Origin of the sequence: Luteibacter sp., from assembly GCF_035539195.1 — a bacterium.
GTDB lineage: Bacteria > Pseudomonadota > Gammaproteobacteria > Xanthomonadales > Rhodanobacteraceae > Luteibacter.
In genome coordinates this window covers 56,491-70,060 of the sequence record NZ_DATLIW010000030.1, presented here as the reverse complement: position 1 = coordinate 70,060, position 13,570 = coordinate 56,491, and the positions used below count along the sequence as shown (strand labels likewise).

Genomic DNA, 13,570 nt, shown 5'->3' with positions numbered 1-13,570 from the left:
CGGAAAAGACCATCCATGAAATTCCTGATCGCGGGCGCTGGCTTTGCTGGGTCCGTTGTTGCACGTGAGCTGGCCGATGCCGGCCATATTGTTCACGTCATAGATCGCCGTTCGCACGTGGCGGGAAACGCATACGATGAGTACGACGAGAACGGCGTACTCATCCACAGGTACGGACCACATATCTTTCATACCAACGGTGCGCGCATTGCGGAATACTTATCGCGTTTCACTGACTGGCGACCGTACGAACATCGTGTACTCGGAGTCGTTGACGGCGTGAGCTACCCCTTCCCGATCAATCGCGATACCCTCAACAAACTCTACGGCTTAGAGCTGGACGAAGCTGGCGCGGCCGCGTTCTTCGAGCGAGTCCGGGAGCCACGCGAGCCCGTGTCGACAAGCGAAGACGTCGTCCTGAACAGCGTCGGGCGTGACCTGTACGAAAAGTTCTTCCTGAACTACACGCGCAAGCAGTGGGGAATGGATCCGTCAGAACTGAAGGCAGGTGTCGCAGCGCGCATTCCCTTTCGTACAAATAGCGACGACCGATACTTCACCGACACCTTCCAGGCCATGCCTGCCGAAGGATACACACGCATGTTCCAACGCATGCTCGACCACCCATCCATCTCCGTAGAACTGGGCGTGGAGTTTGCCGAGGTCAGAGAGTGCGTCACGGTTGACCATGTAATCTATACCGGTCCGATCGACGCCTATTTCGACTTCCGTTTTGGCCGTCTTCCTTATCGGTCACTTCGGTTCGAGCATGAATTTCTTCCTGGCGTCACGAAATTTCAGTCGGTCGGCACGGTCAATTATCCCAATGACCACGCGTATACGCGCATCACGGAGTTCAAGCACCTGACAGGCCAGCAGCACGAGGGGACGTCGATCGTTCGCGAGTATCCGGAGGCCGAGGGCGACCCGTACTACCCGGTGCCAAGCGCCGAGAATGAGGCTCTGTTTAAAAGGTACGAGACGCTTGCAAAAGACGAACCGGGCGTGTCCTTTGTTGGCCGCCTGGCTCAGTATCGCTACTACAACATGGATCAGGTCGTAGGGGCTGCGCTTGCGGCTGCCCGGCAGTGGATCGACTGATTCATGCGTATAGCCTTTCTTTGCAAACGCCGCTATATGGGCAAGGACGTCATCAACGACCGCTATGCCCGGCTGTATGAGTTCCCCAGGCAGCTAGCGGAAATAGGGCACGACGTGTTGGTTGCGTGCGTTGGATATCAAGGTCAGGAAGACGGCTCCTGGGAACACAAAACCAAACGTGGCCGCCTGCGCTTTGTCGCGAAAGGTATTCGTGCACCCTGGGTCCCCGCTATGGTCGCCTATCCTGCGCAGATGCTGGCGAGGCTCAGGGAGTTCAGTCCTGACATCGTCATTGGCGCTTCCGATATCCCGAACATCGTGATGGCAGCTTGGGCCGCCAAGAAGTTGAAGCGTCCTCTCGCCGTCGACCTCTACGACAACTTCGAGGCATTCGGCCAAGCGAAACTTCCGGGAATGGTCCGCGCACTGAGGCGCGCCACGAACAAGGCAGCCATCGTCACGACGACGAGCGAGGCGCTCGCCCGATACGTCCGTGAAACGTATGACGTCGCAGGCGAAGTGGTCGCCATGCCGAGTACGGTGGACGCTCGGGTGTTCCGCCCTCGCGACAAGGCGGAGTCGCGCCGGGAGCTTAATCTGCCGGATGATGCGCTCCTCATCGGCACGGCCGGAGGGCTTCATCGCGCCAAGGGGATCGGCGAACTCTATGCGGCATGGAACCTACTGAAAGCCGACGTACGCATCCATCTCGTTCTTGCCGGCCCCCTAGACGGAAGCATTCAGATTCCGCAAGATCCGCGCGTTCACTACTTGGGCGAGCTGCCTCACGAGAGGATCGCGACCCTGTTCTCCGCCCTGGATGTTGCGACGGTGTGCGTGCTGGACACACCGTTCGGTCGCTACTGCTTTCCCCAGAAGGCGTACGAAATTCTCGCGACCGGCACCGCCGTCGTTGCCTCAGATCTGGGCGCGATGCGCGACGTACTTGCGGACTACCCTACGCTGCGATACCGACCCGGAGATGCGTCCTCACTGGCGGACCGTATCCGCCGCCAGCTGGCCGCTCCGGTGCGGGCCCGAGTCCCGATTATGGATTGGGCCGAACTCGTCACCATAATCGAACCGCACCTTCGCAAGGCGGCGCGCTAGGCACGCGTCCCCCAAGCGACAAGGCCGTCGCCAAGGTCGAATCGGTAGAACAGGCGCTGTATCCAGGTAAAAGGCACGAATGCATTCCCACTTGCAACCTTCAACACCTTGTTGATTACCGCTGGTTTGGCCTGTGCGCTACGAATGCTTCGTTCGGCCGCTGACAAACCATCGAAGCCTTCCTGCGTGACCCCGATCAGGCGATTGGAAACACGCCGCGTCAGTTCGGTTAATGGCCACCCATAGTTCACCATCTGGATATCGGTAAAACCTGCGGCACCGAGAACCTGGTGCAGGTTAGCTCGCTCATAGCGCCTAACGTGTCCCACCATGGCATCCGAAGCACCGAACTTGCGCTGATGGGCAGGGACCGAAACGAGAATACGACCGTTCGGACGTAATTTCCTCGCCCAGCTTGAAAGCATATCGACATCGTTCTCGATGTGCTCAAGAACCTCGAATGCTAGCAAGTAATCAAACGTACCATCGGCCAGCTGATCGATATCGTCGACCACCTTCATACGTGAGGGAGAATCTTGGAATCGATCCCGCATCAACGAGCGGCTCGATTCGCCCAGGTCGTGACTGACTCCGGTGAAGCCGCGCGCGAGGAAAAGCGATGACATGTGCCCGGTTCCTGCGCCGGCCTCAAAGAACCGGCCAACAGGCCAGCTCCTGGTGACATCCGCGATACAGGCCTCGCGCAAGACGAGCTTTGGCTGTTTCCCCGACATCATTTTACCTCAATAGCGGCGCTGTTTGTGCCAACGGGCGGCAGTCCTTACGATGGTGTCCAGGTCGCTCATGCCGGGGGTCCAACCGAGCTCGCGAGACGCGAGTGCATGACTGGCGACGAGACGACCCGGATCACCCTCGCGTCGCGCCTCGACATCGTAAGGCACAGCGCGTCCGGTGACGCGTTCGACAGCCTCGATGACCTCTTTGACAGAGTATCCAAATCCACTGCCCAAGTTGAAGCGGAATGCACCGTCGTTTCGTTGCAAGTAGTCGCACGCCAGCAAATGAGCCGAAACCAGATCGTTCACGTGCACAAAGTCACGGACGCAGGTTCCGTCCGGCGTTGAATAATCGGTGCCAAACACCCGCAGGCGTGTCTCGCCCGAAGCAGCGCGAAGCACGTTCGGTATCAGGTGTGTCTCTGGTTGATGCGACTCCCCGATGTCGCCTTCGGCGTCCGCCCCTGCCGCGTTGAAGTACCTAAGCGAAACCGACCGAAGCCCATACGCCCGCCACGCTTCCGCGAGCATCGCCTCGACTATCATCTTCGTGGTGCCATAAGGATTGATAGGACGGAGATCATGCGACTCATCAAGAAACGCAGATGCGGGTGTGCCGTAAACGGCGGCAGTGGACGAGAAGACCAGCCTCTTGACAGCATGCCGCTGAAGAGCTTCGAGCAGGCATAGCGTCCCGGTGACGTTGTTTCGGTGATAACGGAGCGGATCCAAAACGGACTCGCCTACGAGCGAGAGCGCAGCAAAATGGAAGACCACATCGGGGCGAAATTCCTTTACTACGGCATCCAGCTGGGCGCCATCCAGCAGACTCAATTGCTTGAGCGGCTCGTTGCCGACCGCCTCGCGATGTCCTGTGGACAGATCGTCGACCACTAGAATGTCGTGCCCCGCACGACTCAGCCCCCGCACCATGTGCGAGCCAATATATCCTGCACCGCCACAAACCATGGCCCTCATTGGCGACGACCCTCGATGCAGGTGGCAAGCAAACTGCCGTACCGTTCCGCGACGACGCTCCATTCAATGCGGGCGAGTGCACGCGATCTCACTCGCTCGGCATCATCGCGAGCGGCGACAGGATCGGACAGCCGAGCAAGAACCGCGTCTGCGAGCGCGGCGGTATCCCGCGGGTTTACGCGAAAGGGCGAGGATGCTCCGATCAAGTCGTCCAGACCGGGAACATCGCCGACGACGAACGGGCAACCTGTAGCTACCGCTTCCATCAAAGCCACCGGCAATCCTTCCTGGTCACCGGAGGGATCGCGTACGAAAGGGGCAATGAACACAGCGGCATTGCGGTAATACGAAGGCAGATCCGTCGGCGGGACAGCCCCGACGAAAAGCACGCGATCCGAAACCTGTAGCTTCTTCGACAACGCCTCAAGAGCGAGTCGCTCCGGCCCAAAGCCGACGATATGCAACGTAACGTCCGGACGGCTCGAGAGTATTGCCGGTAGTGCCTCAATCAGGTGATTCAATCCCTTCTTTGCCACGAGGCGGCCAACGAACAAGAGTTCTGTCGAGGATCGAATCGAGTTATCCGGAGCAAACCTGACCGTCATATCGACACCCATGGGAATCGTCTGCAGGCTTTCAACGGGTAACGCGACTCGGCGCACCTCGTCGGCCATGGCTTCGCTGACCACGGTCATCGCTGCCGCGCGAGCAGCGACCCATCGTTTCAAACCCACGAGCGCAGGCTGGCGGAATCCAAACAGATCCCCCCCGTGCGAAGTGACTACGTATGGCAAGTCCTTGTTGGAGAGAATGCGGGCGACGACGCCAGGGGAAATCAACCAGTGCGCGTGGATAATCGACACACCGTTCCGCGCGATAGCGCGCCTTGCAGCAAGCCATTGGCCGAGAATGAATCCGGGCACGAGTAGCCACTTCCACGGCGCTCGGCGCAGGTTCGACGCAATCCCGCCGTCGTTTACAAGGGTCTGAAGTGAGCGCGGCGCATAGCGATACCGGGTCACGCTTACCCCATCCAAAACGTCCGAATGATCGGCCCCCGGGGCATCCGGCGTCACGACGATAACATCGTAGCGATCGACGAGGCGTCGGCAAAGCTCATGGACAAAGCCAGGCTCGTGATCGTTGGCCCACCGTGGATACGTCGTGGCAAGCACTAGGATTGTGGGCTTAGAGGCGGTTTCGCCTGTTCTCGTCGATGGCATATCTCAATCGGTATGTCGATAGGTCAAGGCCGTGATCTGCTCCGAAATGAGGCCGATCAAGAACACGATAACGGCAGCACTCCACATCAACGTGCTCCCGTTAGTCAGCCGCCCATAGCTGAAGAAGGTGTACGCGTAGTTCGCGAAGCCCAACAAGAAGAAGACAAAGCTCACCGGAACGAACAGCTTCAATGGCGAGTAAAGCGTGGCGATCTTAAAGATGATCAGGAGAAAGCGAATCCCGTCCTTAAATGGCTTGATGTGGCTCTTGCCAACACGCTGCGCCGCTTTGATCGGCTCGTACGCAACGCCATAGGCACTGCGGAAGAATGCCATCGTGCTCGTTGTAGGGTAGGAAAAACCGTTGGGCAGCAGATGGATGAACTCGCGAAAGCGTTCGGCGCGGGCGGCGCGAAAGCCGGAGGTCAGATCGGCAACGGCATGCCCCGTCATCCGACTGGCCAGCCAGTTGTATAGGGTATTGGCCAATCCACGCCCGACCCCGGCCTGGCTTTCCCAGTCCCGCGCACCGACGACCATGTCGAACCCCTGATCAAGGCGTGCGATCAGCCTGGCCACGTCAGCCGGCTCGTGTTGCCCATCGCCGTCCATGAAGACCAGGATCTCGCCATTGGCCGCTCGTGCGCCACGCTTGATCGCGGCCCCGTTGCCCATGGAATAGGGCGAGGAAAGGCAAATGACCCCGCACGCGGCGCATACGTCACGAGTGTCGTCGGTTGATCCGTCGTCCACGACAATGACCTCGGCTCCCGGCTGGGCAGCGGTCAGGCGGGGCAAAAGGTCTCGCAGTGCGGCCGCCTCGTTCTTGGCGGGCAGGATAATGCTGATACGGCTCAAGATGTGTCCCCGATGGTCGTTGAATCATAAGGGATATCCCCCGCCGGAAACGAGACGCCGACGGCGGAGTTCACAGATCGATGACATGAACTCCTTCACGCGTCGACGCGTGACCAAACCCACAATCTAGAGTAGATTCAGGCGCGTATCTCGGGGAAACGGGACCCAACATGGCTTCACAAATGCAGGCGCCGATGCTGGCGGGTCTGACGGGTATGGCGCGTCGGTTGGTCACCGAGGGCGTCCTGCCCGAGGCGGACGTGCGCAAGGCGGTCCAGGATGCGGCGGAGAAGCGGGTTTCGCTGTCTGCCTGGCTCGTGGACCACAACCTCGTCGACAGCGCCAGGCTGTCCCAGGTCGCGTCATCCGAGTTCGGCATGCCCCTGATGGACATCGGAAACATGGTCTCGGCCAGCATGCCGCTGGATCTGGTCACCGAGGCCCTGATCACCAAACACCAGGCCCTGCCCCTGTTCAAGCGCGGCAAGCGCCTCTTCGTCGGCATCGCCGACCCCATGCAGTCGCACGCGCTGGACGAGATCAAGTTCCATTCGAACCACATGGTCGAGCCGGTCCTGGTCGAGCGCAGCCAACTGAAGCGCATCATCGATACCGCCCTCGCTTCGATGAATGCCCAGGTAGCTGGCTATGAGGATGGCTCACTCGATGAGCTGTCCCTGGAAGGCAGCGACGGCGACGACGAGCCGACAACCGGCATCGACGCCACGGCCGGCGACGACGCCCCGATCGTCAAGTTCGTCAACAAGATCCTGGTGGACGCGATCAAGCGCGGCGCCTCGGATATCCACTTCGAGCCGTTCGAAACGGTCTACCGCGTGCGCCTGCGCATGGACGGCATCCTGCGTATCGTCGCCACCGCGCCGATCAAGCTGGGTAACCGCTTCGCCTCTCGCCTGAAGGTGATGAGCGGCCTGGACATCGCCGAACGCCGCGTCCCGCAGGACGGCCGCATCAAGCTCAACCTGACCAAGACCCGCGCCATCGACTTTCGCGTCAGCACGCTGCCGACCCTGTTCGGCGAGAAGATCGTGCTGCGTATCCTCGACGGCTCCTCGGCCAAGCTGGGCATCGACAAGCTCGGCTACGAGGAGGTCCAGAAGAACCTCTACCTCGACGCCATCGAAAAACCTTACGGCATGGTCCTGGTTACCGGCCCCACCGGCTCGGGTAAGACAGTGTCGCTGTACACGGCGCTGAACATTCTCAACACCGAGGGGCGCAATATCTCCACGGTGGAAGACCCGGTCGAAATCCGCGTCGAGGGCATCAACCAAGTCCAGCAGAACGTGAAGCGCGGCATGACCTTCGCCGCCGCCCTGCGCTCGTTCCTGCGCCAGGATCCGGACGTGATCATGGTCGGCGAAATCCGCGACCTCGAGACGGCAGAGATCGCGGTGAAGGCCGCTCAGACCGGCCATATGGTCCTGTCCACCCTGCATACCAACGACGCGCCGCAGACCATCGCCCGCCTGATGAACATGGGTATCGCGCCGTACAACATCATCTCGTCGGTGACCCTGATCATCGCCCAGCGCCTGGCCCGTCGCCTGCATGACTGCAAGCGGCCCATCGAGCTGCCGGCAAAGGCCTTGCTGGCCGAGGGTTTTACCCAGGAAGAAATCGACGCCGGTTTCACGGTGTACGAGGCTGTAGGCTGCGACAGCTGCAACGAGGGCTACAAGGGCCGCGTCGGCATCTACCAGGTGATGCCCCTGGTCGAGGACATCCAGAAGATCATTCTCGAAGGTGGCAACGCCATGCAGATCGGCGAGGTGGCCCGTAAGAATGGCATCAATGACCTGCGTGCGTCGGCCCTGCTGAAGGTGCGCAACGGCATGACCAGCCTTGCCGAGATCAACCGCGTCACCAAGGACTGACGGCGATCCGAGCCCTACGGCGCACTGAAGATGTGCGCCAGATGGCAGAATCGTCGGCGACTAAAGCTTCACACTAGAATAAGAACAGGGGCCGACCGATAGGGGGCGGTCCCCTGAAGCATCAATCCGGGGGAACACCGCGTCATGGCCACTGCCACCGCCACCAAGAATGCGCGCGCCATAGGCGCCGCTCGCGCCGAAACAAGCAAGCTTATTCCATACGACTGGACTGCCCTGGACAAGCGCGGCAAGCGCATGAAGGGCGACATGCAGGCTAAGAACGCTGCAATGGTCAAGGCCGAGCTGCGCCGGCAGGGCATGAACCCCCAGACGGTGCGCGAGAAATCCAAGCCGCTGTTCGGCAGCACCGGCAAGAAGGTCAAACCCCGCGACGTCGCGATTTTCAGCCGCCAGATCGCCGCCATGATGGCCGCAGGCGTCCCCATGGTGCAGGCCTTCGAGATCATCGCGAACGGCCAGAAGAACGCCCGTTTCAAGAACATGCTTGTCGAGATTCGTCAGAGCATCGAAGGTGGTTCCTCACTGCATGAAGCCTTGGGCCTCTACCCCGTCGAGTTCGACGAGCTCTATCGCAACCTGGTTCACGCCGGCGAATCCGCGGGCGTGCTCGACACAGTGCTGGACACCGTGGCGACATACAAAGAGCGGATGGAGACCATCAAGTCCAAGATCAAGAAGGCCTTGTTCTATCCGATCATGGTAATGGTCGTCGCTTTTCTGGTGACGATGATCCTACTGCTCTTCGTAGTGCCTGTATTCCAGCAAACTTTTGCCGAGGCCAAGGTGGAGTTGCCGGCACCCACGCAAATGATCGTCAGCGCATCTGCGTTTATGCAGTCGTACTGGTGGGTGGTTATCGGCAGCATCGTCGGCTCGATTTTCGCCATAATCTTTTTCAAGAAGCGTTCGCTGAAGTTCGCGCACTTCCTCGACCGGGTATCCCTGAAGATCCCGGTCCTAGGTGACATCCTGAACAAGTCGGCCATCGCCCGCTTCGCGCGTACACTTGGTGTGACCTTCCACGCTGGCGTGCCATTGGTCGAGGCGCTGGAGGCTGTGTCTGGAGCCACCGGCAGCGTCGTCTACGGCGACGCCGTGAGACAGATGCGCGACGACATCGCCGTCGGCCATCAGCTCCAGTTGGCCATGCGCCAGACCAACCTGTTCCCGAACATGGTCGTCCAGATGACCGCCATCGGCGAAGAAGCCGGATCGCTCGATCACATGCTATTCAAGGTGGCGGAGTTCTACGAGGAAGAAGTTGAAACCGCCGTTGACACGCTTGCCAGCCTGCTCGAACCGATCATGATGGTGGTGCTCGGTGTCCTTGTCGGTGGCATGGTTATCGCCCTTTACCTGCCCATCTTCAAGCTGGCAGGGACGATCTGACCCTCGCACGCCCGCGCCATGCACAATAGGAACCCTCCGCCCTCACCGGCGGAGGGTTTTTTTCTTGGATCACGGATTGCCCATGCTCGAATTGCCCCTCGCCCTCTGGATCGGTATCGCCGGCGTCTTCGGCCTGTTGGTCGGCAGCTTCCTCAACGTGGTGATCCTGCGGGTGCCCGAGCGCATGCAGGCGGACTGGCGCAAGCAGGCGCGCGAGGTGCTCGAGATCGAGGCATCCGATGAGCCGCGGCCGCCTGGCATCGTGGTCGAAGGGTCGCATTGCCCCAACTGCAAGCACGCGCTCGCCGTCCGCGACAACATTCCACTGTTCGGCTGGCTGATGCTGCGCGGCCGGTGCCGCTATTGCCGTGAGCCCATCTCGGCGCAGTACCCGCTGGTGGAGCTGCTCACCGGCCTTGCCAGTGCCGCGGTGATATGGCGCTTCGGCCCGACCATCGGGGCCCTCGCCGGCCTGGTCATCACGTACTTCCTGATCGCCCTCTCGGGCATCGATGCCCGCACCCAGTTCCTGCCGGACGAACTCAACTACCCCCTGCTCTGGATCGGCCTGGGTCTCGCCCTGGTCCCGGGCTGGCAGGCCCTGCCCGTTACGCCCTCGGCCGCCATCCTCGGCGCCCTGATCGGTTACCTCAGCCTGTGGAGCGTCTACTGGCTGTTCAAACTGCTCACCGGCAAGGAAGGCATGGGTCACGGCGACTTCAAGCTGCTGGCGGCGCTCGGCGCCTGGCTGGGGCCCGTGGCCCTGCTGCCGATCATCATGCTGTCCTCGCTGATCGGGGCGCTGGTTGGCGGCGCCCTGATGCTGTTCCGCAAGCACCAGCGCGACGTGCCGATTCCGTTCGGGCCGTACATCGCGGCGGCCGGCTGGGTCTGGCTGCTGTTCGGCGACTCGCTGCTCGCCAGCTACATGCACCTGGCCGGCATGCGATGAGCGCTTTCGTCGTCGCGCTGACCGGTGGCGTCGCGTCGGGCAAGAGCTCGGTGGAGCGCTGTTTCGAGGCCCTGGGCGTGCATGCCTACGATGCGGACGTGGCGGCGCGGGCGGTAGTCGGACCGGGCTCCGAGGCGCTTGCGGAGATCGTTCGGGCGTTCGGCACCGACGCCCTGGACGGCAAAGGCCGCCTGGACCGGGCGGCAATGCGCAAGCGCGTCTTCGACAACCTGCTCGCACGGACGACACTGGAAGGCATCCTTCACCCACGCATCCGAACCTGGCTGCACGAGGCGGTCGACGCCGACAACGGCCCCTACTGCATCCTGTCGATTCCGTTGCTGGTGGAGAACCTCGCCAACTACGAATGGGTCGACCGGGTGCTGGTGGTCGATGTGCCGGAGGCCGTGCAGATCGAGCGGTTGACCCGACGCGATGGCGTGGATGAAGCGCTGGCGCGGAAGATGATCGCGGCGCAGGCCTCGCGGGAAAGGCGCCTGGCGATCGCGGACGATGTGATCGTCAACGAAGGCTCGGAGGCCGAACTGACCGCCAAAGTAGCCGAGATGCACCAGAGGTACCTCGAACTCGCCACTCGGTAGGAACGGTGTTTTGTGTGGGAGCCGCTTCAGCGGCGATAGCCACTTTACCCCAAGCACCCATCGCCGCTGAAGCGGCTCCCACAGGAGGAGCATCCCCGTGGGGGCGGCGGGATTACACCGTCGAAGCGGCGGCGATGCGCTCGGCAACGAAGGCTTCGGCCAGCATCGGGCGGCCGATGTGATAGCCCTGTACGAGGTCGCAGTCCATCTCGACCAGCCGGCGCAGGGTCTCTTCGTTCTCGACACCTTCGGCCACGGCCTCGAGCCCAAGGCGGTGGGCGACGTCGACCATGGCCTGGACGAGCAGTTCGGTGCGGCGGTCGCCGATCATCGCGTCGACGAAGCTGCGATCGATCTTCAGCTCGGTGGCCGGGAAGTGACGCAGGTAGGCGAACGAGGCGTAACCCGTACCGAAGTCGTCGATGGCCACGCGCACGCCATGGTCGCGCAGGCGACGCAGCACGCGCACGCTCATGTCGAGGTCGGTGAGCAACGCGGTCTCGGTGATCTCGATGATCGCGGACTCCGGCGGCACGCCCCAGATCTCCAGCGCACCGAGCATCTGCTCCGCGAAGCCCTGTTCGATGAAAACCCGGGGCGATAGGTTGATCGCCACGTCGAGTGGGCAGCCGCCGCGATGCAGGGCGGCCGTGTGACGTAGCGAGGCGTTGAGGCTCCAGCGCGTCAGCGGCAGGATGAGGTCGCTGCGCTCGGCGAAGGGCACGAAGTCGGCCGGGGCCACTTCCACGCCCGAACGGGTGTTCCACCGCGCCAGCGATTCGACCCGGACCACTTCGCCGGTGCGCAGGTCGCACAAGGGCTGGAAGGCGACATGCAGGCGATTGGCGTCGATATCCTGGCGCAGTTCGCCGTAGAGGATTTCGATCGGCGTGACGTCCTGCTGGTACACCGCGAAGGGCTCGCCGATGCGCAGCGCCTCGTCGTGCGCGAGCTCGGAGCGACGGTAGAGCAGCTCCGCCTTGGTGCCGTGCTCGGAGTAGAGCGTCACACCGATGATGGCGCGGCCATGCCAGGGACGTTCGCCGCGCAACAGCGGGGCGTCGAAGGCACCGCAGATACGCGTGGAGGCGAGCAGCGCGTGCGTGCGATTGCGGATGGCCGGCAGCACCGCGACGAAGGTGTCGTCGCCGGCGACGAAGATCTTGTCCACATGGCGCACGGCGTCGACGATGCGCTCGCGTGCGGCCAGCATGATCTCGCTGCCGAAATCGAAGCCGAAGCGCAGCTGGGCCTCGCGCATGCCTTGCAGGCGGATGACCAGCACCGCGCACAGGCCCTCGGCGTTGGCATGACGATCCAGGATGCCCTGGACCGCCGGGAGGATATGCGACCGCTCGCTGGTCATGGCAGGAAATACTCCCTCGGGTCGATACCAAAACTGCCGGCAGCCAATGTGCGCAGGATCTCTCGTCGTACGCCATCGGTCTGGCGCATCAGATCCACGATAAGGAATTCATCGAGGTGGGTCTTGTCCGTGCCGGTAAGAATCGCCACGCGCGGCTGCAGGCGGCGCGCCTGGTTCTGCACCATGACGATGGCGACCTCGCCGGTGTTGAGTTCGACCAGCGAACCGGTCGGGTACACGCCCAGGCAGGCCTGGAATTGTTCCACCAACTCGCCCTGGAATTCACGGTCGCGACCGGCATAGATCTGCCGGATCGCGAGATGCTGGGAGACCGCCGGGCGGTAAGGCCGCGGCGTGGACATCGCATGGTAGGTGTCGATGATCGCGGCCATACGTCCGGCCAACGGGATGGCCGTGCCGGCCAGGCCCTGCGGGTAGCCGCTGCCGTCGAAGCGCTCGTGATGGGTCAGCACCATGTCACGGACCTCCTCGTCGACGACGCCGGAATGGTCGAGGATCGCCACGCCTTCGTTCACATGCTGGCGGGCGAGCCCCCACTCGGCGTCGTTGAGCGGGCCGCCCCGCTCGAGCAACTCCTCGGGCAGCTGCGACTTGCCCACGTCCATCAGCAGGCCGCCCGCCGCGAGGCTGACGATGGCGTCGCCGGTGAAGCCCATGTGCCGCCCGAAAGCGGCCGCCAGCGTGCTGCAGCCGACGGCATGCTGGTAGGTGTAGCTGTCGCGCTGACGCAGGCTCTGCATCCAGAAGAAGGCGTCGCCGCTGCGCAGCACGCTTTCCACCATGGGCCGTACGGCGGTCTCCACGGCGTCCGGATCGATCGGGAGGCCCGCCTGGAGGTCATGGACGATCTTCTCGGCGAAGCCGGCCACGGTGTCGAATGCCTCACGGGCGCGCGGCATCTCATCGTCGAAGGAGACGGTGTCGTTGTAGCTGTGCCGGGTGACCAGTCGCGTGTTCAGGACCGGACGCGGCATGGGCGCGCGCGTGGGCGCCACAGCGGAGACACGTGCAGGGGTGACGCGACGGTGCAGGTCGACGAAAACGTACTTGCAAAACCGCCGCAAGGACTCGATGTCCTCACGAGAGGTGATCGGCACCCCCTGCAACGGAAAGGGCGTGTCCGACCAATCACAATCGAGACGGCTGACATACATGCCGATCTCCAGATCGGTCACGAAGACGCGTCTCTCCACCAGGTCGTACGCCACGTTTCCCCTGCCTCCCTTTGGATCGATTTACGCTCGTCTGATCGTTATCGGCCGCGAGCCTGCTAACTGTAACGGGGACGGGTGTCAGATTCCTGCGAAGAACCCG

12 protein-coding genes are annotated in these 13,570 nt (G+C 62.1%); 6 read left to right on the top strand and 6 right to left on the bottom strand.

Annotated features, from left to right (window positions below):
- The first annotated feature begins 15 nt into the window (after nucleotides 1-15).
- Entirely contained in the window at nucleotides 16-1,101 is a 1,086-nt protein-coding gene (glf, locus tag VM621_RS10060; protein WP_325468833.1) for a UDP-galactopyranose mutase, read from the top strand.
- Between the two features lie 3 nt (nucleotides 1,102-1,104).
- The gene (locus VM621_RS10055) at nucleotides 1,105-2,211 is read left to right on the top strand and encodes a glycosyltransferase family 4 protein (protein ID WP_325468832.1); all 1,107 of its coding nucleotides are present in this window, start codon (nucleotides 1,105-1,107) and stop codon (nucleotides 2,209-2,211) included.
- Here VM621_RS10055 and VM621_RS10050 read toward each other — a convergent pair.
- The 4 genes from VM621_RS10050 to VM621_RS10035 are packed head-to-tail and all read right to left on the bottom strand — an operon-like array spanning nucleotide 2,208 to nucleotide 6,007.
- Nucleotides 2,208-2,945, bottom strand: a complete 738-nt coding sequence (locus tag VM621_RS10050; protein ID WP_325468831.1) for a class I SAM-dependent methyltransferase — start codon at nucleotides 2,943-2,945, stop codon at nucleotides 2,208-2,210. The two genes, VM621_RS10055 and VM621_RS10050, sit on opposite strands and share 4 nt — an antisense overlap.
- A 9-nt stretch (nucleotides 2,946-2,954) precedes the next feature.
- Nucleotides 2,955-3,917, bottom strand: coding sequence for a UDP-glucose 4-epimerase GalE (gene galE, locus VM621_RS10045; RefSeq protein ID WP_325469150.1), 963 nt, complete (start codon nucleotides 3,915-3,917; stop codon nucleotides 2,955-2,957).
- Nucleotides 3,918-3,922: 5 nt separating this feature from the next.
- A complete protein-coding gene (locus VM621_RS10040) occupies nucleotides 3,923-5,149 on the bottom strand; it encodes a glycosyltransferase family 4 protein (RefSeq protein ID WP_325468830.1) in 1,227 nt (408 codons plus the stop codon).
- A gap of 3 nt (nucleotides 5,150-5,152) precedes the next feature.
- The gene (locus tag VM621_RS10035) at nucleotides 5,153-6,007 is read right to left on the bottom strand and encodes a glycosyltransferase family 2 protein (protein WP_325468829.1); all 855 of its coding nucleotides are present in this window, start codon (nucleotides 6,005-6,007) and stop codon (nucleotides 5,153-5,155) included.
- A gap of 170 nt (nucleotides 6,008-6,177) precedes the next feature.
- Here VM621_RS10035 and pilB point away from each other — a divergent pair, with 170 nt between their 5' ends.
- From pilB to coaE, 4 genes are all read left to right on the top strand, one after another.
- Entirely contained in the window at nucleotides 6,178-7,905 is a 1,728-nt protein-coding gene (gene pilB, locus VM621_RS10030; RefSeq protein ID WP_325468828.1) for a type IV-A pilus assembly ATPase PilB, read from the top strand.
- 144 nt (nucleotides 7,906-8,049) lie between these two features.
- The gene (locus VM621_RS10025; RefSeq protein WP_325468827.1) at nucleotides 8,050-9,315 is read left to right on the top strand and encodes a type II secretion system F family protein; all 1,266 of its coding nucleotides are present in this window, start codon (nucleotides 8,050-8,052) and stop codon (nucleotides 9,313-9,315) included.
- Between the two features lie 82 nt (nucleotides 9,316-9,397).
- Nucleotides 9,398-10,267, top strand: coding sequence for an A24 family peptidase (locus VM621_RS10020; RefSeq protein ID WP_325468826.1), 870 nt, complete (start codon nucleotides 9,398-9,400; stop codon nucleotides 10,265-10,267).
- Nucleotides 10,264-10,869: a dephospho-CoA kinase gene (coaE, locus tag VM621_RS10015; protein ID WP_325468825.1), complete on the top strand. Its 606-nt coding sequence runs from the start codon at nucleotides 10,264-10,266 to the stop codon at nucleotides 10,867-10,869. Before VM621_RS10020 ends, coaE begins: the two co-directional genes overlap by 4 nt.
- A 112-nt stretch (nucleotides 10,870-10,981) precedes the next feature.
- Here the strand turns inward: coaE and VM621_RS10010 are convergent, their stop codons facing one another.
- The gene (locus VM621_RS10010; protein ID WP_325468824.1) at nucleotides 10,982-12,235 is read right to left on the bottom strand and encodes a GGDEF domain-containing phosphodiesterase; all 1,254 of its coding nucleotides are present in this window, start codon (nucleotides 12,233-12,235) and stop codon (nucleotides 10,982-10,984) included.
- Nucleotides 12,232-13,464, bottom strand: a complete 1,233-nt coding sequence (locus VM621_RS10005) for an HD-GYP domain-containing protein (RefSeq protein ID WP_325468823.1) — start codon at nucleotides 13,462-13,464, stop codon at nucleotides 12,232-12,234. The genes VM621_RS10010 and VM621_RS10005 overlap by 4 nt, the downstream gene beginning before the upstream one ends.
- Nucleotides 13,465-13,570 lie beyond the last annotated feature (106 nt).

What these genes read in the sequence shown, in the direction of transcription:
- glf (WP_325468833.1), top strand. Translation starts at nt 16, where the DNA reads ATGAAATTCCTGATCGCGGGCGCTGGCTTTGCTGGGTCCGTTGTTGCA.
- VM621_RS10055 (WP_325468832.1), top strand. Translation starts at nt 1,105, where the DNA reads ATGCGTATAGCCTTTCTTTGCAAACGCCGCTATATGGGCAAGGACGTC.
- VM621_RS10050 (WP_325468831.1), bottom strand. Translation starts at nt 2,945, where the DNA reads ATGTCGGGGAAACAGCCAAAGCTCGTCTTGCGCGAGGCCTGTATCGCG.
- galE (WP_325469150.1), bottom strand. Translation starts at nt 3,917, where the DNA reads ATGGTTTGTGGCGGTGCAGGATATATTGGCTCGCACATGGTGCGGGGG.
- VM621_RS10040 (WP_325468830.1), bottom strand. Translation starts at nt 5,149, where the DNA reads ATGCCATCGACGAGAACAGGCGAAACCGCCTCTAAGCCCACAATCCTA.
- pilB (WP_325468828.1), top strand. Translation starts at nt 6,178, where the DNA reads ATGGCTTCACAAATGCAGGCGCCGATGCTGGCGGGTCTGACGGGTATG.
- VM621_RS10025 (WP_325468827.1), top strand. Translation starts at nt 8,050, where the DNA reads ATGGCCACTGCCACCGCCACCAAGAATGCGCGCGCCATAGGCGCCGCT.
- VM621_RS10020 (WP_325468826.1), top strand. Translation starts at nt 9,398, where the DNA reads ATGCTCGAATTGCCCCTCGCCCTCTGGATCGGTATCGCCGGCGTCTTC.
- coaE (WP_325468825.1), top strand. Translation starts at nt 10,264, where the DNA reads ATGAGCGCTTTCGTCGTCGCGCTGACCGGTGGCGTCGCGTCGGGCAAG.
- VM621_RS10010 (WP_325468824.1), bottom strand. Translation starts at nt 12,235, where the DNA reads ATGACCAGCGAGCGGTCGCATATCCTCCCGGCGGTCCAGGGCATCCTG.